Annotated in this window: 28 protein-coding genes; 1 reads left to right on the forward strand and 27 read right to left on the reverse strand. The window is 68.7% G+C overall.

Annotated features, from left to right (window positions below; genetic code table 11):
• Window positions 1-34 precede the first annotated feature (34 nt).
• Entirely contained in the window at window positions 35-415 is a 381-nt protein-coding gene (locus tag KYT88_RS13485) for a PTS sugar transporter subunit IIB (RefSeq protein WP_119374128.1), read from the reverse strand.
• A 212-nt stretch (window positions 416-627) separates the two neighbouring features.
• Between KYT88_RS13485 and KYT88_RS13490 the strand changes: the two genes are divergently transcribed.
• The gene (locus KYT88_RS13490) at window positions 628-2,616 is read left to right on the forward strand and encodes a BglG family transcription antiterminator (protein WP_043584310.1); all 1,989 of its coding nucleotides are present in this window, start codon (window positions 628-630) and stop codon (window positions 2,614-2,616) included.
• A 53-nt stretch (window positions 2,617-2,669) separates the two neighbouring features.
• Here KYT88_RS13490 and map read toward each other — a convergent pair whose 3' ends face one another.
• From map to fusA, 26 genes are all read right to left on the reverse strand, one after another.
• A complete protein-coding gene (gene map / locus KYT88_RS13495; protein ID WP_043584311.1) occupies window positions 2,670-3,506 on the reverse strand; it encodes a type I methionyl aminopeptidase in 837 nt (278 codons plus the stop codon).
• 4 nt (window positions 3,507-3,510) lie between these two features.
• On the reverse strand, window positions 3,511-4,113 hold the full coding sequence (locus KYT88_RS13500) for an adenylate kinase (protein ID WP_043584312.1): 603 nt from the start codon (window positions 4,111-4,113) through the stop codon (window positions 3,511-3,513).
• Window positions 4,110-5,432 carry a preprotein translocase subunit SecY gene (gene secY / locus KYT88_RS13505; RefSeq protein ID WP_043584314.1) on the reverse strand — a complete coding sequence of 441 codons (1,323 nt, stop codon included), beginning with the start codon at window positions 5,430-5,432 and terminating at the stop codon, window positions 4,110-4,112. Before secY ends, KYT88_RS13500 begins: the two co-directional genes overlap by 4 nt.
• Before the next feature lie 125 nt (window positions 5,433-5,557).
• Window positions 5,558-6,136, reverse strand: a complete 579-nt coding sequence (gene rplO / locus KYT88_RS13510; protein ID WP_012039288.1) for a 50S ribosomal protein L15 — start codon at window positions 6,134-6,136, stop codon at window positions 5,558-5,560.
• Window positions 6,136-6,318 (reverse strand): 50S ribosomal protein L30, encoded by a 183-nt coding sequence (rpmD, locus tag KYT88_RS13515; protein WP_012039289.1) that lies wholly within the window; start codon window positions 6,316-6,318, stop codon window positions 6,136-6,138. Before rpmD ends, rplO begins: the two co-directional genes overlap by 1 nt.
• Complete coding sequence (gene rpsE, locus KYT88_RS13520; protein ID WP_012039290.1) at window positions 6,318-6,983, reverse strand: 30S ribosomal protein S5; 666 nt, start codon at window positions 6,981-6,983, stop codon at window positions 6,318-6,320. The genes rpmD and rpsE overlap by 1 nt, the downstream gene beginning before the upstream one ends.
• 35 nt (window positions 6,984-7,018) lie before the next feature.
• A complete protein-coding gene (gene rplR / locus KYT88_RS13525) occupies window positions 7,019-7,390 on the reverse strand; it encodes a 50S ribosomal protein L18 (RefSeq protein ID WP_012039291.1) in 372 nt (123 codons plus the stop codon).
• A 2-nt stretch (window positions 7,391-7,392) separates the two neighbouring features.
• Window positions 7,393-7,929 (reverse strand): 50S ribosomal protein L6, encoded by a 537-nt coding sequence (gene rplF, locus KYT88_RS13530; RefSeq protein ID WP_043584315.1) that lies wholly within the window; start codon window positions 7,927-7,929, stop codon window positions 7,393-7,395.
• Between the two features lie 4 nt (window positions 7,930-7,933).
• Window positions 7,934-8,332, reverse strand: a complete 399-nt coding sequence (rpsH, locus tag KYT88_RS13535; RefSeq protein ID WP_012039293.1) for a 30S ribosomal protein S8 — start codon at window positions 8,330-8,332, stop codon at window positions 7,934-7,936.
• A 158-nt stretch (window positions 8,333-8,490) separates the two neighbouring features.
• The gene (gene rplE, locus KYT88_RS13540; protein WP_043584316.1) at window positions 8,491-9,087 is read right to left on the reverse strand and encodes a 50S ribosomal protein L5; all 597 of its coding nucleotides are present in this window, start codon (window positions 9,085-9,087) and stop codon (window positions 8,491-8,493) included.
• Window positions 9,088-9,089: 2 nt separating this feature from the next.
• Window positions 9,090-9,449 (reverse strand): 50S ribosomal protein L24, encoded by a 360-nt coding sequence (rplX, locus tag KYT88_RS13545; RefSeq protein ID WP_043584317.1) that lies wholly within the window; start codon window positions 9,447-9,449, stop codon window positions 9,090-9,092.
• A 2-nt stretch (window positions 9,450-9,451) separates the two neighbouring features.
• On the reverse strand, window positions 9,452-9,820 hold the full coding sequence (gene rplN, locus KYT88_RS13550) for a 50S ribosomal protein L14 (protein ID WP_012039296.1): 369 nt from the start codon (window positions 9,818-9,820) through the stop codon (window positions 9,452-9,454).
• Window positions 9,821-9,847: 27 nt separating this feature from the next.
• The gene (gene rpsQ, locus KYT88_RS13555) at window positions 9,848-10,144 is read right to left on the reverse strand and encodes a 30S ribosomal protein S17 (protein ID WP_043584318.1); all 297 of its coding nucleotides are present in this window, start codon (window positions 10,142-10,144) and stop codon (window positions 9,848-9,850) included.
• A gap of 2 nt (window positions 10,145-10,146) precedes the next feature.
• A complete protein-coding gene (rpmC, locus tag KYT88_RS13560) occupies window positions 10,147-10,473 on the reverse strand; it encodes a 50S ribosomal protein L29 (RefSeq protein ID WP_043584319.1) in 327 nt (108 codons plus the stop codon).
• On the reverse strand, window positions 10,473-10,892 hold the full coding sequence (gene rplP / locus KYT88_RS13565) for a 50S ribosomal protein L16 (protein ID WP_043584321.1): 420 nt from the start codon (window positions 10,890-10,892) through the stop codon (window positions 10,473-10,475). Before rplP ends, rpmC begins: the two co-directional genes overlap by 1 nt.
• Before the next feature lie 2 nt (window positions 10,893-10,894).
• Window positions 10,895-11,692: a 30S ribosomal protein S3 gene (rpsC, locus tag KYT88_RS13570; RefSeq protein ID WP_012039300.1), complete on the reverse strand. Its 798-nt coding sequence runs from the start codon at window positions 11,690-11,692 to the stop codon at window positions 10,895-10,897.
• Complete coding sequence (gene rplV / locus KYT88_RS13575) at window positions 11,692-12,084, reverse strand: 50S ribosomal protein L22 (RefSeq protein ID WP_012039301.1); 393 nt, start codon at window positions 12,082-12,084, stop codon at window positions 11,692-11,694. The genes rpsC and rplV overlap by 1 nt, the downstream gene beginning before the upstream one ends.
• 25 nt (window positions 12,085-12,109) lie before the next feature.
• Window positions 12,110-12,391 (reverse strand): 30S ribosomal protein S19, encoded by a 282-nt coding sequence (rpsS, locus tag KYT88_RS13580; RefSeq protein WP_012039302.1) that lies wholly within the window; start codon window positions 12,389-12,391, stop codon window positions 12,110-12,112.
• 12 nt (window positions 12,392-12,403) lie between these two features.
• A complete protein-coding gene (gene rplB / locus KYT88_RS13585) occupies window positions 12,404-13,243 on the reverse strand; it encodes a 50S ribosomal protein L2 (protein WP_012297756.1) in 840 nt (279 codons plus the stop codon).
• A 22-nt stretch (window positions 13,244-13,265) separates the two neighbouring features.
• On the reverse strand, window positions 13,266-13,565 hold the full coding sequence (gene rplW / locus KYT88_RS13590; protein WP_012039304.1) for a 50S ribosomal protein L23: 300 nt from the start codon (window positions 13,563-13,565) through the stop codon (window positions 13,266-13,268).
• Window positions 13,562-14,218, reverse strand: a complete 657-nt coding sequence (gene rplD / locus KYT88_RS13595) for a 50S ribosomal protein L4 (protein WP_043584322.1) — start codon at window positions 14,216-14,218, stop codon at window positions 13,562-13,564. The genes rplW and rplD overlap by 4 nt, the downstream gene beginning before the upstream one ends.
• Before the next feature lie 2 nt (window positions 14,219-14,220).
• The gene (gene rplC, locus KYT88_RS13600) at window positions 14,221-14,874 is read right to left on the reverse strand and encodes a 50S ribosomal protein L3 (RefSeq protein WP_015491191.1); all 654 of its coding nucleotides are present in this window, start codon (window positions 14,872-14,874) and stop codon (window positions 14,221-14,223) included.
• An 8-nt stretch (window positions 14,875-14,882) separates the two neighbouring features.
• Window positions 14,883-15,191, reverse strand: a complete 309-nt coding sequence (rpsJ, locus tag KYT88_RS13605; protein WP_012039307.1) for a 30S ribosomal protein S10 — start codon at window positions 15,189-15,191, stop codon at window positions 14,883-14,885.
• A gap of 440 nt (window positions 15,192-15,631) precedes the next feature.
• Window positions 15,632-16,600, reverse strand: a complete 969-nt coding sequence (locus KYT88_RS13610) for a DNA topoisomerase IB (protein ID WP_043584324.1) — start codon at window positions 16,598-16,600, stop codon at window positions 15,632-15,634.
• A gap of 149 nt (window positions 16,601-16,749) precedes the next feature.
• The gene (gene tuf / locus KYT88_RS13615; protein WP_043584326.1) at window positions 16,750-17,943 is read right to left on the reverse strand and encodes an elongation factor Tu; all 1,194 of its coding nucleotides are present in this window, start codon (window positions 17,941-17,943) and stop codon (window positions 16,750-16,752) included.
• A 113-nt stretch (window positions 17,944-18,056) separates the two neighbouring features.
• Window positions 18,057-20,171, reverse strand: a complete 2,115-nt coding sequence (gene fusA / locus KYT88_RS13620) for an elongation factor G (RefSeq protein WP_043584328.1) — start codon at window positions 20,169-20,171, stop codon at window positions 18,057-18,059.
• Window positions 20,172-20,190: the final 19 nt, after the last annotated feature.

Consider the following 20,190-nt stretch of genomic DNA (forward strand, 5'->3'; position numbering starts at 1 on the left):
GTGCGGGTCGTCCGGTCTCGGCGCGGGCCGGTGGTCAGGCGACGGGCGGGGATCCCCCGAGCGGGCGGCCGTGCAGCCCCGGCGCGAGGCGGAGCGATCGGGCGCCCTGGCGCATGGCCGCGAGCGCCCGGTCGAGCGCGGCGCGCGCGCCCTCGGGCCGCGCGGCGTCGGCGTCGAGGAGGACGGCGGTCGCGCCCTCGTCGGCGGCTGCCTCGCGCACGGCGTCGAGGCGGTCGGCGAGGTGGGCGCCGAGCAGGACGACGTCCATGCCGGCGGCGTCGAGGCGCACCTGGGCGATGGATCCGGCGACGGCCTCGATCTCGAGCCCGTCGGCCTCGGCGAGCGCGCGGAGGCGCTGGGCGAGGAAGGTGCTGGATGCGCCGGAGCCGCAGACGACGAGGATCCTCCCGGTCATGCTGTGCCTCCTCGCGTCGTCGCTGGTCGTCCCATCGTGCTCCCCGGGACGCGCCGCGTGCCAGCAGATCCGCTTCCGCGGGGTAGGAAGACGAGGCCGGCGCGCGTCCCGGCGGGCATCGGGGGCGGGAGCGGATGGTTGACTCGTCTCCGAGAGCGGCGCTCTCCGTCCGCCGCCCGAGGGGACGCGAGCCGCCGCGCAGGGAGACGGACATGCTGAGCGAGAACCACGAGAGGCTGCTGGACTACCTGTCCGCGGCCGACCGCTGGGTCGAGGCCGGCGAGCTCGCGGACCGCCTCGGGGTCACCACGCGCAGCGTCCGCACCTACGTCCAGGCGGTGCGGGAGCGCTCGACCGTCGCCATCGCCTCCTCCCCCGACGGCTACCGGATCGACGCGGGCAGCTACGCCCGCCACCTCGGGACGCGCCCGACCGGCGACCAGCAGGGCACCCCGCGCGACCGCCTGCACGCGCTCGTCCGCCGCCTCGGCGACGCGCCCGACGGCCTCGACGTCTTCGCGCTCGCGGGCGAGCTGCACGTGAGCGACTCCACCGTCGAGGCGGACCTCCGCAAGGTGCGCGCGCTCGTCGAGGACGCCGGTCTCGCCCTCCGCCGCACGGGATCCACCGTCGTGCTCGAGGGCTCGGAGCGCGACTTCCGCCGGCTGCTGTCGCGCATGTTCCGCGACGAGAGCGCGCAGGGCTTCCTGCCGCTCGAGACCGTGCAGCGGGAGTTCGCGTCCGACTCGCTGCGCGCCTTCAAGACGGATCTCGTCCGCGAGCTCACGGAGGGCGGCTTCTTCGTGAACGAGTACGGCGTCGACAACGTGCTGCTGCACGTGGCGATCGCGGTCGACCGGCTGGCCCGGGCACCGCGGCGGACGGACGCGGACGCGGACCTGGACCCCGCGGACGACGGCGCGCCGGGTGCCGCGCACCCGACGGCCGATGACGCGTCGACGGCGGCCCCCTCCGCCGACCCGACGGCCCTCGCGATCCGCGCCGTGCTCGCCCGCCTCCTCGCCGCCCACTTCGACGTGCCGGTGCCGGCGGGCGACGTCGCCTACCTCGCGCTCCTCGTCCGCACGCGCGTCGTGACCCCAGGCAACGAGCAGTCGCTCGCCACCGTGATGCGCGAGCACGTCGTCGAGAGCGACCTGGACGTGGTGCGCGCCATCGTCCGCCGCGTGAAGCAGGAGTACCTGGTGGACCTCGAGGACGAGGACTTCACGGTCCGCTTCTCGCTGCACCTCGGGAACCTGGTGGCGCGCGCCGCCGACCGCTCCTTCTCCCGCAACCCGCTCGCCCGATCCATCAAGACCTCCTACCCGATGACCTACGAGATCGCGGTGTTCATCGCGAGCGAGGTGCAGCGGCGGCGCGGGATCGCGATCAACGACGACGAGATCGCGTACATCGCCCTGCACGTCGGATCCCACCGGGAGCGCGTGGCCCGACGCGACGACCGGGTCGCGTGCGCGCTCGTCTGCCCGAACTACTACGACCTGCACCAGATCATGCGCCAGCGCATCGAGCAGGCCCTCGGCGCGGACATCAGCGTGGACGCCGTCGTGACGCGCACCGACGTCGACGCAGATGCCCTGGGGGTCCAGCTCGTGATCGACGCCACCGGCACGCGTCCGCCCGCCGACGACGTCGTGGTGGTCCAGCCGCTGCCGACGCCCGACGACATCGAGTCGATCCGCCGGGCCGTCGCGCGGGTCCGCCGCCACGCGCGCCGCAGCTCCATGAAGCACGACCTGCTGCGCTTCCTCGACGAGTCGCTCTTCTTCCGCGACCTGCACGCGCCCGACGAGGAGGCGATGATCCGGCTGCTCGGCGGCAGGATGGTCGAGCAGGGCATCATCGAGCCCGAGTACATCGACGGGGCCATCGAGCGCGAGCGCCTGTCGTCGACGGCGTTCACCGACACGCTCGCCGTGCCCCACTCGCTCGCCATGACGGCGCACCGCACGGCCATCGCCATCGTGGTCAACGACGAGGCGATGCAGTGGGGCGGCAACCGCGTGCACGTGGTCGCGCTCGTCGCCTTCAGCGCGAGCGGCCGCACGAGCTTCCAGCACGTGTTCGACCAGTTCGTCGAGGTCTTCTCCGACCACCGCGACGTGCAGGCGATCATGCGGGCGTCGGGATCGCACGGCTCCTTCATCGAGGAGCTCGTCCACGTCATGGACACCTGACCGGCCGCCCCCGAGCCGCCCCGCCTACGGAGCGGGTCAGGCGGCCGCGGCGATCAGGGCGCGACGGGCGTGACGCCGAGCGGCACGAGGCGCGACGCCCCGCCGTCGGCGAGCGTGAGCACCCAGATGCCGCGCGCGTGCACGGCGACCGAGTGCTCCCAGTGGGAGGCCATGCTGCCGTCGACCGTGGCGACGGTCCAGTCGTCGTCGAGGACGCGCGTCTCCGCCTCGCCGTCGGTGATCATCGGCTCGATCGCGACGACCAGCCCGGGCTTCACCGCGGGGCCCCTGCCGCGCACGCGGTAGTTGAACACCGGCGGATCCTCGTGCATGCTCCGGCCGATGCCGTGGCCCGTGTAGTCCATGACGATGCCGAAGGCGCCCGCCGCCTCGACGCTCTCCTCGACGGCCTCGCCCACCTCGTTGAGGTGCGACGCGGTCGCGAGCCGGGCGATGCCCGCCCAGAGCGAGTCCTCGGTGACGCGGGACAGCCGCTCGCGGGCCTCGACGACGTCGGGGCGCGCGGGATCCGGCACCACGACCGTCATGGCCGAGTCCCCGTTCCAGCCGTCGATCTCCGCGCCGCTGTCCACCGAGACGATGTCGCCCGGCTGCAGCACGCGGTCGCCGGGGATGCCGTGCACGACCTCGTCGTTGACCGAGACGCACACCGTGTGGCGGTAGCCCGGCACGAGCTGGAAGTTGGAGTGGCCGCCGAGCGCGCGGATGGCGGCGTCGGCTGCGGCGTCGAGCTCGCCCGTCGTGACGCCGGGGGCGATGAGCCCGCGGACGGCGTCGAGCGACGCGGCGGTCGCGAGGCCGGGCGCGACCATGCGGCGGATCTCGTCCGGGGTCTTGTAGATCCCCGGCGTGCGGCGGAGCGCGCCCACGCCGCTACGCGCGGCCGGCGTCGGAGGAGGGACGCACGCCGCGACCCGCGAGGGCCGCGCGGATGCGCTCGGCGACCTCGTCGACCTCGCCCAGCCCGTCGACCTCGAGGAGCAGGCCGCGCTCGCGGTACACGTCGATGAGGGGGCTCGTCTCGCGGACGTAGACCTCCTGGCGGTGGCGGATCTCCTCCTCGCCGTCGTCGGCGCGGCCCTGCTCGGCAGCGCGGCGGGTGAGCCGGGCCACGACCTCCTCCTCGTCGGCGACGAGCTGGATGACGGCGTCGAGGCGCTGTCCCCACCCTTCGAGCAGCTCCTCGAGGTACGCGACCTGGGCCAGCGTGCGCGGGTAGCCGTCGAGCAGGAAGCCCTCGCGGGCGTCCTCCTCCTCGAGCCGCGCGGTGATGAGGCTGTTGGTGAGCTCGTCCGGCACGTAGTTGCCGGCGTCGACGAGCGCCTGGACCTGCTGGCCGAGCTCGGTGCGGTCCTTGATGTTCTGGCGGAAGATGTCGCCGGTGGAGACGTCGGGGATCCCGTAGTCGCCCGCGATGCGCTTCGCCTGCGTGCCCTTGCCCGCACCGGGAGGGCCGACGATCAGGAGCCGGGTCACTTGAGCAGCCCCTCGTAGTGCCGCTGCTGCAGCTGCGAGTCGATCTGCTTCACCGTCTCGAGGCCGACGCCGACCACGATCAGGATGCTCGCGCCGCCGAACGGGAAGTTCTGGTTGGCGCCGACGAGCGACAGGGCGATGAGCGGCAGGAGCGCGATGAGCCCGAGGTACAGCGAGCCCGGCAGCGTGATTCGCGTGAGCACGTAGTCGAGGTACTCGGCCGTCGGGCGTCCCGCGCGGATGCCGGGGATGAAGCCGCCGTACTTCTTCATGTTGTCGGCGACCTCCTCCGGGTTGAAGGTGATGGCGACGTAGAAGTACGTGAAGCCGACGATGAGCAGGAAGTACATCGCCATGTAGAGCGGGTGGTCGCCCGTGGTGAGGTTGTCGGTGATCCACTGCACCCACGGCGCCGGCGGCTGGCCGACGGGCGGCTGGTTGAACTGCGCGACGAGCGCGGGCAGGTACAGCAGCGACGACGCGAAGATGACGGGCACGACGCCGGCCATGTTCACCTTGATCGGGATGTAGGTGTTGTTGCCGCCGTAGGTGCGGCGGCCGACCATGCGCTTGGCGTACTGCACCGGGATGCGCCGCTGCGACTGCTCGACGTAGACGACGGCGGCGACGACGAGGAGGCCGACGAGGATCACCAGGAGGAAGACCTCCCAGCCGCGGCTCTGCTGGATGGCGATGAGCGAGGTCGGGAACGCGGCCGCGACCGACGTGAAGATGAGGAGCGACATGCCGTTGCCGATGCCGCGCTCGGTGATGAGCTCGCCCATCCACATGATGAGGCCGGTGCCGGCGGTCATCGTGATGACCATGAGCATGATCGCGTACCAGGCGTCGTTCGTGACGAGCTGCGTGCAGGCGCTGACGTTGGTCTGGCCGAAGAGCGCACCGCTGCGCGCGACCGTGATGAGCGTCGTGGACTGGAGGACCGCGAGGGCGATCGTGAGGTAGCGCGTGTACTGCGTGAGCTTGGCCTGGCCGGACTGGCCCTCCTTGTAGAGGGTGTCGAAGTGCGGGATGACCACGCGGAGCAGCTGGACGATGATCGAGGCCGTGATGTACGGCATGATGCCCAGCGCGAAGATGGAGAGCTTCAGCAGCGCACCGCCGCTGAACAGGTTGACGAGCTCGTAGAGGCCCGAGGTGCCCTGGTTGGCCGCGAGGCACGACTGCACGTTGGCGAAGTCGACGAACGGCGCCGGGATGAAGGATCCGAGGCGGAAGAGGGCGATGATGCCCAGCGTGAACCCGATCTTGCGGCGCAGATCGGGGGTGCGGAAGATCCTGACGACGGCGCTCAACACGGAGGGTGTCCTGCTTTCTGTGGGAGGTCCGCCGGGAGGCGGGGGTCGGGCCGACCCGATGCGGCCCCAGGTGCCGGTAGGGGCGGTCGGTTGCCCGACCGCCCCTGCCGTTGCGTCCTGTAGTGCTACTTGACGGAGCCGCCTGCTGCGACGATCTTCTCCGCTGCGGAGCCGGAGACCTTGTCGACCGCAACCGTCAGCTTAACCGAGATGTCGCCGTCCCCGAGGACCTTGACCTTCTCGTTCTTGCGCACGGCACCCTTGGCGACCAGGTCGCTCGTGGTGACGTCGCCGCCGTCGGGGTAGAGCGCGGCGAGCTTCTCCAGGTTCACGACCTGGTACTCGACGCGGAACGGGTTCTTGAACCCGCGGAGCTTCGGGGTGCGCATGTGCAGCGGCATCTGCCCACCCTCGAAGCCGACGCGGACCGTGTAGCGGGCCTTCGTGCCCTTGGTGCCACGACCCGCGGTCTTGCCCTTCGAGCCCTCACCGCGGCCGACACGCTGGCGTGCCTTCTTGGCCCCGGCGGCGGGACGGAGGTGGTGGACCTTGAGGACCTGCTCGCGCTTGACCGTCTCCGTCGAGCCGACCGTGGTCGTCTCGGCGGAAGCGGCCGCAGCGGCGGCGGGCGCCTTCGCGGTCTTCTTGGGTGCGGCCTTGGGCGCCTTCACGGGCGCCTCGGCCGACTCGTTCTTCTCAGCCATCAGTCGATCTCCTCCACCTTCACCAGGTGCGCCACGGTGTTCACGTACCCGCGGTTCTGGGCGTTGTCCTCACGGACCACCACGGCACCGATGCGACGGAGCCCGAGGCTCCGCAGGGTGTCGCGCTGGTTCTGCTTCTCGCTGATCTTGGACTTGATCTGCGTCACTCGGAGCTGAGCCATCAGACACCTGCCTTCGCGTCGGCCTCGGCGCGCTGGGCGCGGAGGATGCGGGCCGGGACGACCTGCTCGAGCTCGAGCCCACGACGAGCTGCGACGGCGCGCGGCTCCTCGAGCTGCTTGAGCGCCTCGACCGTGGCGTGCACGATGTTGATCGTGTTCGACGATCCGAGCGACTTGCTCAGCACGTCGTGGATGCCGGCGCACTCGAGCACCGCGCGGACGGGGCCACCGGCGATGACGCCGGTACCCGCGGACGCGGGGCGCAGGAGGACGACTCCGGCGGATGCCTCACCCTGCACGGCGTGCGGGATGGTCAGGCCGATGCGCGGGACGCGGAAGAAGTTCTTCTTCGCCTCCTCGACGCCCTTGGAGATGGCGGTCGGGACCTCGCGGGCCTTGCCGTAGCCGACGCCGACCAGTCCGTTGCCGTCTCCGACGATCACGAGCGCGGTGAAGCTGAAGCGACGACCGCCCTTGACGACCTTGGACACGCGGTTGATGGTGACGACGCGCTCCAGGAACTGGCTCTTGTCGGCATCACGGCCACCGCGGCTGTCGCGGCCGCCCTGGTTGCGATCGCGTCCGCCACGACGGCCCTCACGGCCCTCGTTCTGCGCGGGTGCGGTGGACGCCGCGGTCTCGACGGGCGTCTCCGCCACTGCCACGACCTCGGGCTCCTTGTTGTTGTTCTCGGCTGCGCTCACAGGCTCAGACCACCCTCTCGAGCTCCTTCGGCGATGGCCGCGACGCGTCCTGCGTAGCGGTTGCCACCACGATCGAATACGACGCTCTCCACGCCGGCCGCCTTGGCGCGCTCGGCGACGAGCTCGCCGACCTTGCGCGACTTGGCGGTCTTGTCGCCGTCGAACGTGCGCATGTCGGCCTCGAGGGTCGACGCGGACGCGACGGTGTGACCACGGCTGTCATCGACGACCTGCACGAAGACGTGACGGGCCGAACGGGTGACGACCAGGCGCGGACGCAGCTCGGTACCCTCGACCTTCTTGCGCAGGCGTGCGTGCCTGCGGCCGCGGGCGGCGGACTTGCTTTTTCCTCTAACTCCGAGAGCCATGATCACTTACCACTCTTTCCGGCCTTGCGGCGAACGTTCTCGCCGGCGTAGCGGACGCCCTTGCCCTTGTAGGGCTCGGGCTTGCGAATCTTGCGGATGTTGGCGGCCGTCTCGCCGACGAGCTGCTTGTCGATGCCGACGACGGTCATCTTGTTGACGCCCTCGACGGTGAAGCTGATGCCCGCGGGCGCCTCGACGTACACCGGGTGGGAGAAGCCGAGCGCGAACTCGACGCCCTTGTCCTTGAGCGCGACGCGGTAACCCGTGCCGACGATCTCGAGGCCCTTGGTGTAGCCGGTGGTGACGCCGACGATGTTGTTCGCGATGAGGCTGCGCGTGAGGCCGTGGAGCGAACGCGACTCGCGCTCGTCGTCGGGACGGGTGACGAGCACCTGTCCGTCCTGGACCTCGGCGCGGATGGGCTGCGCGATGGTGAGGCTCAGCTCGCCCTTCGGGCCCTTGACCGTGACGTGCTGGCCGTCCACGGCGACGTCGACCCCTGCGGGGACGTCGATGGGGAGTCTTCCGATGCGTGACATGGCGTTACCACACGTAGGCGAGGACTTCCCCACCCACGCCCTTCTTCGCAGCCTGGCGGTCCGTGAGGAGCCCCGAGGAGGTGGACAGGATGGCGACCCCGAGGCCACCGAGGACCTGGGGGATCTCCGCGGACTTCGCGTACACGCGCAGTCCGGGCTTCGACACGCGCTTGATGCCCCGGATGGAGCGCTCGCGGTCGGGGCCGAACTTGAGGCTGAGCGTCAGCGTCTGGCCGACGCGGGCGTCCGCGACGTCCCAGCCGGCGATGAAGCCCTCGGACTTGAGGATGTCGGCGATGTGCGACTTGAGCTTGGAGTGCGGCATGGAGACCGTGTCGTGGTGCGCGGAGTTCGCGTTCCGGAGTCGGGTCAGCATGTCAGCGACCGGGTCGGTCATTGTCATATCTGGTGGTGCCTCTCTCGCCTGGTTTCGTTCATCCGGACACGGATGACGACCTGTGGTGGTGGCGGCGCCGGGCGGAGGTGCCCGGCGCCGATCGTGCGGTGATGCGGTCGTGCTGGTCGTGCGGGTGGAGCTGGTGCTGCGTCTGACGCAGCTGGTTACGGCGTGTTCTCGGGCGTCTGGAACGGGAAGCCGAGCGCCTTGAGCAGCGCGCGTCCCTCGTCGTCCGTCCGAGCGGTCGTGACGACCGTGATGTCCATGCCGCGGACCCGGTCGATGCGGTCCTGGTCGATCTCGTGGAACATGGACTGCTCGTTGAGACCGAACGTGTAGTTGCCGTTGCCGTCGAACTGCTTCGGGCTGAGCCCGCGGAAGTCGCGGATGCGGGGCAGGGCGAGGGACAGCAGGCGGTCGAGGAACTCCCACATGCGGTCGCCGCGCAGCGTCACGTGGGTGCCGATGGCCTGGCCCTCACGCAGCTTGAACTGGGCGATCGACTTGCGGGCCTTCGTGACCTGCGGCTTCTGGCCCGTGATCTTGGTGAGGTCGGCGACCGCGCCGTCGATGATCTTGCCGTCACGTGCGGCGTCGCCGACGCCCATGTTCACGACGATCTTCGTGAGCCCGGGCACCTGGTGCACGTTCGTGAAGCCGAGATCAGCGGTCAGCTGGCTGACGATCTCGGTGCGGTACTTCTGCTTCAGGCGCGGGAGCTGCGTGCCCTCGGCCGTGTCAGCGGTTGCGGTGTCGGTCATTGCTAGAGGTCCTTACCTGACTTCTTGGCGTAGCGGACGCGGACGGTCTTGGAGACCCCGTCCTTCTCGACCTGCTCGGTCCGGAAGCCGACTCGCGTGGGCTTCTTGGACTCGGGGTCGACGAGCGCGACGTTGGAGATGTGGATGGGCGCCTCGATGGTCTCGATGCCGCCGGTCTTGGAGCCGCGCTGCGTCTGGCCGACGCGGACGTGCTTCGTGACGAAGTTCACGCCCTCGACGACGACGCGGTTGCGCTCGACCAGGACGGACAGGACGCGGCCCTGCTTGCCCCGGTCGCCGCCCTTGGCCTGCGTGCGACCCGTGATGACCTGCACGAGGTCACCCTTCTTGATGTTCGCCATGACTAAATGACCTCCGGTGCCAGCGAGATGATCTTCATGAACTTCTTGTCCCGGAGCTCGCGGCCCACCGGTCCGAAGATGCGGGTGCCGCGGGGCTCCCCGTTGCTGTTCAGGATGACGGCGGCGTTCTCGTCGAACTTGATGTACGAGCCGTCGGGACGGCGCGTCTCCTTCTTGGTGCGGACGATGACGGCCTTGACGACCTCGCCCTTCTTGACGTTTCCGCCGGGGATCGCGTCCTTGACGGTCGCGACGATGACGTCACCGAGACCGGCGTAGCGGCGACCCGAGCCACCGAGCACGCGGATGGTCAAGATCTCCTTGGCACCCGTGTTGTCCGCGATCTTGAGGCGGGATTCCTGCTGAATCACTGTTGCTCCTTATCCAAGCAGCCGGGGCTACTTGGCCTTCTCGAGGATCTCGACCAGGCGCCAGCGCTTGGAGGCGCTGAGGGGACGGGTCTCGTTGATCAGGACCAGGTCGCCGATGCCGGCGGTGTTCGCCTCGTCGTGCGCCTTGACCTTGGAGGTGCGGCGGATGACCTTGCCGTACAGCGGGTGCTTCACGCGGTCCTCGACCTCGACGACGATGGTCTTGTCCATCTTGTCGCTGGTGACGTAGCCACGACGGGACTTGCGGTAGCCGCGCTCGGCCGTCGCGGTGTCAGCCGTGTTCTTCTCTTCGGCGTTCGCCATGATCAAGCCTCCTCAGCCTTCTCGGTGACGGCGGTGTCGTCGGCCTTCGCGGCCTTCTTCGTCGCCTTCTTCTTCTCGGGCTTCTCGGGGACCTCGACGGGGGCGGGCGTGGCACGGATGCCCAGCTCGCGCTCGCGGATGACCGTGTAGATCCGAGCGATGTCGCGCTTGACCGCGCGGAGGCGGCCGTGGCTGTCGAGCTGACCGGTGGCCGACTGGAAGCGCAGGTTGAACAGCTCCTCCTTGGCCTTCTTCAGCTCTTCGACGAGTCGCTCGTCCTCGAAAGTGTCCAGCTCGACGGGGGCGAGCTCCTTGGAACCGATCGCCATTATGCGTCGCCTTCCTCGCGCTTGATGATGCGTGCCTTGAGGGGCAGCTTGTGGATGGCCCGGGTGAGCGCCGCACGCGCGGTCTCCTCGTCGACGCCGGAGAGCTCGAAGAGCACACGACCCGGCTTGACGTTCGCGACCCACCACTCGACCGAGCCCTTGCCGGAACCCATGCGGGTCTCGGCGGGCTTCTTGGTGAGCGGACGGTCCGGGAAGATGTTGATGTAGACGTTGCCGCCGCGCTTGACGTATCGCGTCATGGCGATTCGAGCGGACTCGATCTGGCGGTTGGTCACGTAGGCGGGCGTGAGGGCCTGGATGCCGTACTCGCCGAACGAGACGACGGTGCCGCCGGTCGCGTGGCCGGTACGACCCGGGTGGTGCTGCTTGCGGTGCTTGACCTTGCGGGGGATCAACATGATTACGCCTCAACTCCTGCTGCGGCGACCGGCGCTGCCTCGGCGGCCGGCGCGGTGCGCGGCGCGTTGGTGCGGCGATCTCCGGTTCGACCGTCGGAACGGTCGTTACGACGCTCCGGGCGCGACGACTTCTGGTTCGCCTGCTCCCGAGCGAGATCCTTGTTGGTGATGTCGCCCTTGTAGACCCAGACCTTCACGCCGATGCGGCCGAAGGACGTGCGGGCCTCGTAGAAGCCGTAGTCGATGTTCGCGCGGAGGGTGTGCAGGGGCACGCGGCCCTCGCGGTAGAACTCCGAGCGGCTCATCTCGGCGCCGCCGAGGCGGCCCGACACCTGGATGCGGACGCCCTTGGCGCCGGCGCGCTGCGCGCCCTGCAGGCCCTTGCGCATCGCACGGCGGAACGCCACACGACCCGCGAGCTGCTCGGCGATGCCCTGGGCGACCAGCTGCGCCTCGGCCTCGGGGTTCTTCACCTCGAGGATGTTCAGCTGGATCTGCTTGCCCGTGAGCTTCTCGAGGTCGGCGCGGATGCGCTCGGCCTCGACGCCGCGGCGGCCGATGACGATGCCCGGGCGGGCCGTGTAGATGTCCACGCGGACACGGTCACGGGTGCGCTCGATCTCGATGCGCGCCACACCGGCGCGGTCGAGGCTCGTCTTGAGCATGGTGCGGATGCGCACGTCCTCGGCGACGTAGTCGCTGTAACGCTGCCCCTTCTTCGTGCTGTCCGAGAACCAACGCGACACGTGGTCGGTCGTGATCCCGAGACGGAACCCGTACGGGTTGACCTTCTGTCCCATTACTTGCTCGCCTTCTTCGTGGTCGTCGCCACGTCCGCCTCATCCGGCGTCGCGAGGACGACCGTGATGTGGCTGGTGCGCTTGTTGATACGGAATGCGCGACCCTGTGCGCGCGGCTGGAACCGCTTGAGGGTGGTGCCCTCGTCCACGAACGCCTTGGCGATGTAGAGGTCCTGCTCCGCGAGGAAGCTGTTGGACGCGTCGGCCTTGACCCGCGCGTTCGCCATGGCCGAGGCCACCAGCTTGTAGATCGGCTCGCTCGCGCCCTGCGGCGCGAACTTCAGGATGGCCAGGGCCTCCTCGGCCTGCTTGCCACGGATCATGTCCACGACGCGACGGGCCTTCTGGGGGGTGACGCGGATGTGACGCACGCGTGCGATCGACTCCACCATTTCTCTCCTCCTTCTCGTCGCCGCGTTAGCGGCGACGACCCTTCTTGTCGTCCTTCACGTGGCCGCGGAAGGTGCGCGTGAGCGCGAACTCGCCGAGCTTGTGTCCGACCATGGACTCCGTGACGAACACGGGGACGTGCTTGCGACCGTCGTGCACCGCGATGGTGTGACCCAGCATCGCCGGGATGATCATCGAGCGGCGCGACCAGGTCTTGATCACGTTCTTGCTGCTGGCCTCGTTCGCCGAGATCACCTTGCGGAGCAGGTGGTCGTCGACGAAGGGGCCCTTCTTCAGACTGCGTGGCATCTTCTACAACTCCTACTTGCGCTTCTTGCCGGCGTTGCGGCGGCGAACGATGAGCTTGTCGCTGGGCTTGTTGATGTGGCGCGTGCGGCCTTCCTTCTGGCCCCACGGGCTGACCGGGTGGCGACCACCGGAGGTCTTGCCCTCACCACCACCGTGCGGGTGGTCGACCGGGTTCATGGCGACACCGCGGACGGTCGGGCGGACGCCCTTCCAGCGCATGCGGCCGGCCTTGCCCCAGTTGATGTTCGACTGCTCGGCGTTGCCGACCTCGCCGATGGTCGCGCGGCAGCGCGCATCGACGTTGCGGATCTCGCCGGAGGGCAGGCGCAGCTGGGCGTAGGGGCCGTCCTTCGCCACGAGGCGCACGGAGGCGCCGGCGGAGCGGCCCATCTTCGCGCCGCCGCCGGGGCGGAGCTCGATGGCGTGGATGACGGTACCCGTGGGGATGTTGCGCAGCGGCAGGTTGTTGCCGGGCTTGATGTCGGCCTGGGCGCCCGACTCGATCTTGTCGCCCTGCTTCAGCTTGTTCGGCGCGATGATGTAGCGCTTCGTGCCGTCGATGAAGTGCAGGAGCGCGATGCGCGCCGTGCGGTTGGGGTCGTACTCGATGTGCGCGACGGTGGCGAGGACGCCGTCCTTGTCGTTGCGCTTGAAGTCGATGACGCGGTACTGGCGCTTGTGCCCACCACCGATGTGGCGGGTGGTGATGCGACCGGCGTTGTTGCGACCACCGTGCTTGGGGAGGGGGCGCAGCAGGGACTTCTCGGGCGTCGAACGCGTGATCTCCGCGAAGTCGGCGACGGACGAACCGCGACGACCCGGGGTCGTGGGCTTGTACTTGCGAATGGCCATTGGTGTTTTCCTAGTCCCGGTCTCAGCCGACAGTCGTGAAGATGTCGATGGAGCCCGACTTGAGGGAGACGATGGCGCGCTTGGTGTCCTTGCGCTTGCCCATCCCGAACTTGGTCCGGCGGGTCTTGCCCTGCTTGTTGAGCGTGTTGACCGACGCGACCTGCACGCCGAAGATCTTCTCGATCGCGAGCTTGATCTCGGTCTTGTTCGAGCGGGGGTCCACGATGAACGTGTACTTGCCCTGGTCGATCAGGCCGTAGCTCTTCTCGGAGACGACCGGCGCGATGATGATGTCGCGGGGATCCTTCTGGGTGGCGCTCATGCGGCAACCTCTTCCTTGGCCGTCTTCGACTCGACGAACGCGTCGAACGCGCCCTTCGTGAAGACGATGTCGTCGCTCACGAGCACGTCGTACGCGTTGAGCTGGTCGTAGGACAGCACGTGGACCGTCGGGATGTTGCGCACGCTGCGGAGGCTGACCTCGTCGGTGCGCTCCAGGACGATGAGGACGTGCTTGCTCGTGGCGATGCCCTCGAGCAGCGCGACCACGGTCTTCGTCGAGGGGACGTCTCCAGCGGAGAGGCTCTCGATGACGTGGAGGCGGGCGCCGCGCGCGCGGTCGGAGAGGGCGCCGAGCAGAGCCGCGGCGATCATCTTCTTGGGGGTGCGCTGCGAGTAGTTGCGGGGCGTGGGTCCGTGGACGATGCCACCGCCGGTCATCTGGGGGGCGCGGATCGAGCCCTGACGAGCGCGACCGGTTCCCTTCTGCTTGAACGGCTTGCGGCCGGCGCCGGAGACCTCGCCGCGGCCCTTGGTCTTGTGCGTCCCCTGGCGCGCCGCGGCGAGCTGGGCGACGACGACCTGGTGGATGAGCGGGACGTTGGTCTGCACGTCGAAGAGCGACGCGGGCAGGTCGACGGAGCCGGTGACTGCACCGGTCGCGTCGAGGACGTCGAGCTGGGTGTCGGTAGCCATGACTACTTCCCCTTCACTGCGTTGCGGACGAAGACGATGCGGCCACGCGCGCCGGGCACTGCGCCCTTGACGAGCAGGAGGCCCTTCTCGGCGTCCACGCTGTGGACGACGAGGTTCAGCACGGTGACGCGCTCGCCGCCCATGCGACCGGCCATGCGCATGCCCTTGAAGACACGGCTGGGGGTCGAGGAGGCGCCGATGGAGCCGGGCTTGCGGTGGTTGCGGTGCGAACCGTGCGAAGCGGAGACGCCCTTGAAGTTGTGGCGCTTCATGACGCCGGCGAAGCCCTTGCCCTTGCTGGTGCCGACGACGTCGACCTTGGAGCCGGGCTCGAAGGCGCCCACGGTGATCTCCTGGCCGAGCGTGTACTCGGCGAAGTCGGCCGTGCGGACCTCGGTGAGGTGGCGGCGCGGCGTGACGCCGGCCTTCTCGAAGTGGCCGGTGCTCGGCTTGTCGGCCTTGCGGGGGTCGATCTGCCCGTAGGCGATCTGGATGGCGCCGTAGCCGTCGACCTCGGGCGTGCGCACCTGGGTGACGACGTTCGGGGTGATCTGCACGACGGTCACGGGGATGAGCTTGTTGTTCTCGTCCCACACCTGCGTCATGCCCAGCTTCGTGCCGAGCAGACCGGTGAAAGTCCTGTTAGCGGTAGACATGGGTTCCCTTAGAGCTTGATCTCGATGTTGACGTCGGCCGGGAGGTCGAGTCGCATGAGCGAGTCGACCGCCTTCGGCGTCGGGTCGACGATGTCGATCAGACGCTTGTGCGTGCGCATCTCGAAGTGCTCGCGGCTGTCCTTGTACTTGTGGGGGGAACGGATCACGCAGATCACGTTCTTCTCCGTGGGCAGCGGCACCGGGCCGACGACCGTGGCGCCCGCGCGGGTCACCGTGTCGACGATCTTCCGGGCCGAGGAGTCGATGACCGAGTGGTCGTACGACTTAAGTCGGATGCGGATCTTCTGTCCCGCCATGTGTGACTCTCTCTCTTTCGTGCGTCATGCGGCCTCGGACCGTATTGGACGCGTGTGTCCCTCGCTCGGATGGCCCGGCCTCGTGGCGCGCCCCATCCGTGGTGCACCCGGGCGCGCATCGTGGGACGCGGCCTCGGGCAGCTCGTGCACCCGCCCGCATGCGGGCGCGGACGAGCGGTGCTCATCCGGTGGGTGTCGTGTGCTTCTGCTCTGCTGCCCGCGGCCTAACCTGCTCCGGGAGCGACGAGCGCTCCGAGCGGCTATGCACTGCCTGGCAGTGATCCGATGTCTCGCGCGCAGGGCGGCGTGCACCGGAATGTTGAACTAGACGAGTTTGTCATAGTCCGGCCATGCGTGCAACCCGGGCGTGTCGCGCCCACTCCCCCGTGTTTCCGGGGCTCTCGGTGCCTCGCGCGGATGGCGAGGAGCTGCCGCTCCGGTCACCGGAACAGCAGGTTCCGCAACTCCGTCTCACCCGAGGCCAGGCGCTGCGGGTCGATCGTGCGGCCGTGGGCGTACTCGTCGACGAGCCGCGGATCCACGTAGCTGTTCTTCGCGATCGTCGGGGTGTTGCTGAGCACCTCGGCGGCGTCGCGGTACGCCTGCGCGAGCGCGCGCTGCCGCTTGCCCTTGGTCGCCTCGGGACCGTGCTTCGCCAGGCTGATCGCCGCGGCGACAGTGCCGTGCAGCGTCCGGAAGTCCTTGGCGGTGAACTCGCCGCCCGTGCGCTCGCGCACGTAGTCGTTGATGTCGGCCGCGCCGAGCGGGTGCCACTCGCCGCCGTCCTCGTAGGCCAGCAGCCGCGCGTTCGGACCGCGCTCCTGCAGGCCACCGACGACCTGCACGAGGTCGTGGTCCCGGATGTCGCTCGACCACTCCTGCCCGCTCTTCGCCGGGAACTCGAGGTGCACGGTGTCCTCGTGCACAGTGACGTGCGAGCACAGCAGCGTCGACAGGCCGTGGCTGCCGTTCGACTCGGTGTAGCGCTCGCTGCCGACGCGGAGGCTGCCCGTGTCGAGCATCCGGAAGCCGGCGGCCAACGCGCGCTCGCGGGTGAAGCCGTCCTGGCGGAGGTGGATGGTGACCTGGCGCCGCGCGGCGGGGAGCGACTCGGCCAGCTGCAGCGCGCGGTCGAACTTGATCCGGTCCTTCTGCTCGCGCCAGGTCGGGTGGTAGATGTACTGCCGCCGTCCGGCGCTGTCCATGCCCGTGGCCTGCACGTGGCCGTTCTCGTAGGGCGCGATCCAGACGTCGGTCCAAGCCGGCGGGATGCCGAGGTGGTCCATGCGCGCGCGCAGCTCCTTGTCGGTGACGCGGTTCCCGTCGGAGTCGAGGTAGGTCCAGCCCTTGCCCGAGCGCCTGCGCGTGTAGCCCTTGCCGGTGGCGTCGCTGCGCCGGAGTCTGACCATTGGTCGAACCTACGCGCAGCGCGGCCATCGATTAGGGCACGATGCGACAGCTCCCGGCCAGCCGTGACACATCGCCACGCCTCAACGGCCGACAGGGCCGGGCCATGACGGCCCGACCCTGTCGGAGGTGGTGCTGGTGGAGCTGGGTGCTACTTGACGATCTTCGTGACCGTGCCGGCGCCGACGGTGCGGCCACCCTCGCGGATGGCGAAGCCGAGGCCCTCCTCCATGGCGATCGGCTGGATCAGCGCGACGTTCATGTCGGTGGTGTCGCCGGGCATGACCATCTCGGTGCCCTCGGGCAGCGTGATGACGCCGGTGACGTCGGTGGTGCGGAAGTAGAACTGGGGACGGTAGTTCGCGTAGAACGGGTTGTGACGCCCGCCCTCCTCCTTGGAGAGGATGTACGCGGTGCCCTCGAAGTCCGTGTGCGGCGTGACCGAACCCGGCTTGACGATGACCTGGCCGCGCTCGACGTCCTCGCGCTTGGTGCCGCGGAGCAGGAGCCCGCAGTTCTCGCCGGCCCAGGCCTCGTCGAGCTGCTTGTGGAACATCTCGATGCCCGTGACGGTGGTCTTGACGGTGGGACGGATGCCCACGATCTCGACGTCCGAGTTGATGGCGAGGGTGCCGCGCTCGGCGCGACCCGTGACGACGGTTCCACGACCGGTGATCGTGAAGACGTCCTCGACGGGCATGAGGAACGGCTTGTCCTTGTCGCGGACGGGCTCGGGGATGGACTCGTCGACGGCCTCCATGAGCTTGACGATCTGCTCGACCCACTTCTCGTCGCCCTCGAGCGCCTTGAGGCCGGAGACCTGGACGACGGGGGCGTTGTCGCCGTCGAAGTCCTGGCTGGAGAGCAGCTCGCGGACCTCGAGCTCGACGAGCTCGAGGATCTCCTCGTCGTCGACCATGTCCGACTTGTTGAGCGCGACGAGCAGGTACGGCACGCCGACCTGCTTCGCGAGCAGCACGTGCTCGCGCGTCTGCGCCATGGGGCCGTCGGTGGCGGCGACCACGAGGATCGCGCCGTCCATCTGGGCGGCGCCCGTGATCATGTTCTTGATGTAGTCAGCGTGACCCGGGGCGTCGACGTGAGCGTAGTGACGCTTGGGCGTCTCGTACTCGACGTGCGAGATGTTGATCGTGATGCCGCGCTGGCGCTCCTCGGGAGCGGAGTCGATGGACGCGAAGTCGCGCTGCACGTTGGTCGCCGACGGGTACTTGTCCGCCAGGACCTTGGAGATCGCTGCCGTCAGCGTCGTCTTGCCGTGGTCGACGTGACCGATCGTTCCGATGTTGACGTGCGGCTTGGTCCGCTCGAACTTGGCCTTACCCACTGTGGGTCCTCCTCAGGACTCGGTTGCGGGGCGTCCGGGTGTTCCCGGACGCCCTGCGTGTTGGAGATCTTGCTTATGGTACTGAAACGGCGGATGCCGCTCGAACTGGAGGGCTACTCGCCCTTGTTCTTCTGGACGATCTCGTCGGCGACAGCCTTCGGGACCTCGGCGTAGCTGCCGAAGCTCATCGAGTACACCGCGCGGCCCGAGGTCTTGCTCCTCAGGTCGCCGACGTAGCCGAACATCTCCGACAGGGGGACGTTCGCGGTGATGACCTTCACGCCGCTCGCGTCCTCCATGGCCTGGATCTGGCCGCGACGGGAGTTCAGGTCGCCGATGACGTCGCCCATGTACTCCTCGGGCGTGCGGACCTCGACGGCCATGAGCGGCTCGAGCAGCACGGGCTTCGCCTTGCGCGCGGCCTCCTTGAAGGCCATCGAGCCGGCGATCTTGAACGCCATCTCCGAGGAGTCGACGTCGTGCGCGGCGCCGTCGAGCAGCGTCGCCTTCACGCCGACCATCGGGTAGCCGGCGAGGATGCCGACCTGGAGCGCGTCCTGGATGCCCGCGTCCACCGACGGGATGTACTCCCGGGGGACGCGACCGCCGGTGACCTTGTTGTCGAACTCGTAGGTCTTCTCCGCGGTCACCTCCATGGGCTCGATCTTGATCTGGATCTTGGCGAACTGCCCGGATCCACCCGTCTGCTTCTTGTGCGTGAAGTCGTGCTTGTCGACCGTGCCGCGGATGGTCTCGCGGTACGCGACCTGCGGCTTGCCGACGTTCGCCTCGACGTTGAACTCGCGCTTCATGCGGTCGACCAGGATGTCGAGGTGGAGCTCGCCCATGCCCTTGATGACCGTCTGACCGGTCTCCTGGTTCTGCTCGGTGCGGAAGGTCGGGTCCTCCTCGGCGAGCTTCTGGATGGCGACACCCAGCTTCTCCTGGTCGGCCTTCGTCTTCGGCTCGATCGCGACCTCGATGACGGGCTCGGGGAACGTCATCGACTCGAGGACGATCTGGTCCTGCGGGTCGCAGAGCGTGTCGCCCGTGGTCGTGTCCTTGAGGCCGATGACCGCGTAGATGTGACCGGCGGTGACCGAGTCGACCGGGTTCTCCTTGTTGGAGTGCATCTGGAAGATCTTCCCGATGCGCTCCTTCTTGCCCTTGGTCGAGTTGATGACCTGCGAGCCGCTCGCGATGGTGCCCGAGTAGACGCGGACGTACGTGAGGCGACCGAAGAACGGGTGCACCGCGACCTTGAACGCGAGCGCCGAGAAGGGCTCGGTCGAGTCGGGCTTGCGGATGATGATCTTCTCCTCGTCGCGCACGTCGTGGCCCTCCATGGGGGGCACGTCGAGCGGGCTGGGGAGGTAGTCGATGACCGCGTCGAGCATCGGCTGGACGCCGCGGTTCTTGAACGCGGAACCGCAGAGCACGGGGTAGATCTCGCTGTTGACGGTGAGCTTGCGGATGGCGGCCTTGATCTCCGCCACCGTCAGCTCCTCGCCGCCGAAGTACTTCTCGAGCAGCGCGTCGTCGGTCTCGGCGACGGTCTCGAGCAGCTTGGCCCGGTACTCGTCCGCCTTGTCCTGCAGATCCGCGGGGATCTCCTCGATGTCGTACTTCGCACCGAGCTCGACGTCTCCCTTGGAGTCGCCGCGCCACGTCAGCGCGCGCATCTCGACGAGGTCGATGACGCCCTCGAAGCCGCTCTCGGAGCCGATGGGCAGCTGGATGACCAGCGGCTTCGCGCCGAGGCGGTTGATGATCGTGTCGACCGTGAAGTAGAAGTCGGCGCCGAGCTTGTCCATCTTGTTGACGAAGCAGATGCGCGGCACGTCGTACTTGTCGGCCTGGCGCCACACCGTCTCGGACTGGGGCTCGACGCCCTCCTTGCCGTCGAACACGGCGACCGCACCGTCGAGGACGCGGAGCGAACGCTCCACCTCGACGGTGAAGTCGACGTGCCCGGGGGTGTCGATGATGTTGATCTGGTTCTTGTTCCAGAAGCACGTCGTCGCGGCGGACGTGATCGTGATGCCGCGCTCCTGCTCCTGGGCCATCCAGTCCATCGTGGCGGCGCCGTCGTGGACCTCGCCGATCTTGTGAGTGATGCCCGTGTAGTACAGGATGCGCTCGGTGGTGGTGGTCTTGCCGGCATCGATGTGAGCCATGATGCCGATGTTGCGGACCTTGTTCAGGTCGGTGAGCACGTCCTGTGCCACAGGTTCCTCCGAAAGGGGT

The organism is Clavibacter sp. A6099, from assembly GCF_021919125.1.
GTDB lineage: Bacteria > Actinomycetota > Actinomycetes > Actinomycetales > Microbacteriaceae > Clavibacter > Clavibacter seminis.

What these genes read in the sequence shown, in the direction of transcription:
- KYT88_RS13485 (WP_119374128.1), bottom strand. Translation starts at nt 415, where the DNA reads ATGACCGGGAGGATCCTCGTCGTCTGCGGCTCCGGCGCATCCAGCACC.
- KYT88_RS13490 (WP_043584310.1), top strand. Translation starts at nt 628, where the DNA reads ATGCTGAGCGAGAACCACGAGAGGCTGCTGGACTACCTGTCCGCGGCC.
- rplO (WP_012039288.1), bottom strand. Translation starts at nt 6,136, where the DNA reads ATGGCTGAGAAGAACGAGTCGGCCGAGGCGCCCGTGAAGGCGCCCAAG.
- rpmD (WP_012039289.1), bottom strand. Translation starts at nt 6,318, where the DNA reads ATGGCTCAGCTCCGAGTGACGCAGATCAAGTCCAAGATCAGCGAGAAG.
- rplR (WP_012039291.1), bottom strand. Translation starts at nt 7,390, where the DNA reads ATGGCTCTCGGAGTTAGAGGAAAAAGCAAGTCCGCCGCCCGCGGCCGC.
- rplF (WP_043584315.1), bottom strand. Translation starts at nt 7,929, where the DNA reads ATGTCACGCATCGGAAGACTCCCCATCGACGTCCCCGCAGGGGTCGAC.
- rpsH (WP_012039293.1), bottom strand. Translation starts at nt 8,332, where the DNA reads ATGACAATGACCGACCCGGTCGCTGACATGCTGACCCGACTCCGGAAC.
- rplE (WP_043584316.1), bottom strand. Translation starts at nt 9,087, where the DNA reads ATGACCGACACCGCAACCGCTGACACGGCCGAGGGCACGCAGCTCCCG.
- rplX (WP_043584317.1), bottom strand. Translation starts at nt 9,449, where the DNA reads ATGGCGAACATCAAGAAGGGTGACCTCGTGCAGGTCATCACGGGTCGC.
- rpsQ (WP_043584318.1), bottom strand. Translation starts at nt 10,144, where the DNA reads ATGGCGAACGCCGAAGAGAAGAACACGGCTGACACCGCGACGGCCGAG.
- rpmC (WP_043584319.1), bottom strand. Translation starts at nt 10,473, where the DNA reads ATGGCGATCGGTTCCAAGGAGCTCGCCCCCGTCGAGCTGGACACTTTC.
- rplP (WP_043584321.1), bottom strand. Translation starts at nt 10,892, where the DNA reads ATGTTGATCCCCCGCAAGGTCAAGCACCGCAAGCAGCACCACCCGGGT.
- rpsC (WP_012039300.1), bottom strand. Translation starts at nt 11,692, where the DNA reads ATGGGACAGAAGGTCAACCCGTACGGGTTCCGTCTCGGGATCACGACC.
- rplV (WP_012039301.1), bottom strand. Translation starts at nt 12,084, where the DNA reads ATGGTGGAGTCGATCGCACGCGTGCGTCACATCCGCGTCACCCCCCAG.
- rpsS (WP_012039302.1), bottom strand. Translation starts at nt 12,391, where the DNA reads ATGCCACGCAGTCTGAAGAAGGGCCCCTTCGTCGACGACCACCTGCTC.
- rplB (WP_012297756.1), bottom strand. Translation starts at nt 13,243, where the DNA reads ATGGCCATTCGCAAGTACAAGCCCACGACCCCGGGTCGTCGCGGTTCG.
- rplW (WP_012039304.1), bottom strand. Translation starts at nt 13,565, where the DNA reads ATGAGCGCCACCCAGAAGGATCCCCGCGACATCATCATCGCGCCGGTC.
- rplD (WP_043584322.1), bottom strand. Translation starts at nt 14,218, where the DNA reads ATGGCTACCGACACCCAGCTCGACGTCCTCGACGCGACCGGTGCAGTC.
- rplC (WP_015491191.1), bottom strand. Translation starts at nt 14,874, where the DNA reads ATGTCTACCGCTAACAGGACTTTCACCGGTCTGCTCGGCACGAAGCTG.
- rpsJ (WP_012039307.1), bottom strand. Translation starts at nt 15,191, where the DNA reads ATGGCGGGACAGAAGATCCGCATCCGACTTAAGTCGTACGACCACTCG.
- KYT88_RS13610 (WP_043584324.1), bottom strand. Translation starts at nt 16,600, where the DNA reads ATGGTCAGACTCCGGCGCAGCGACGCCACCGGCAAGGGCTACACGCGC.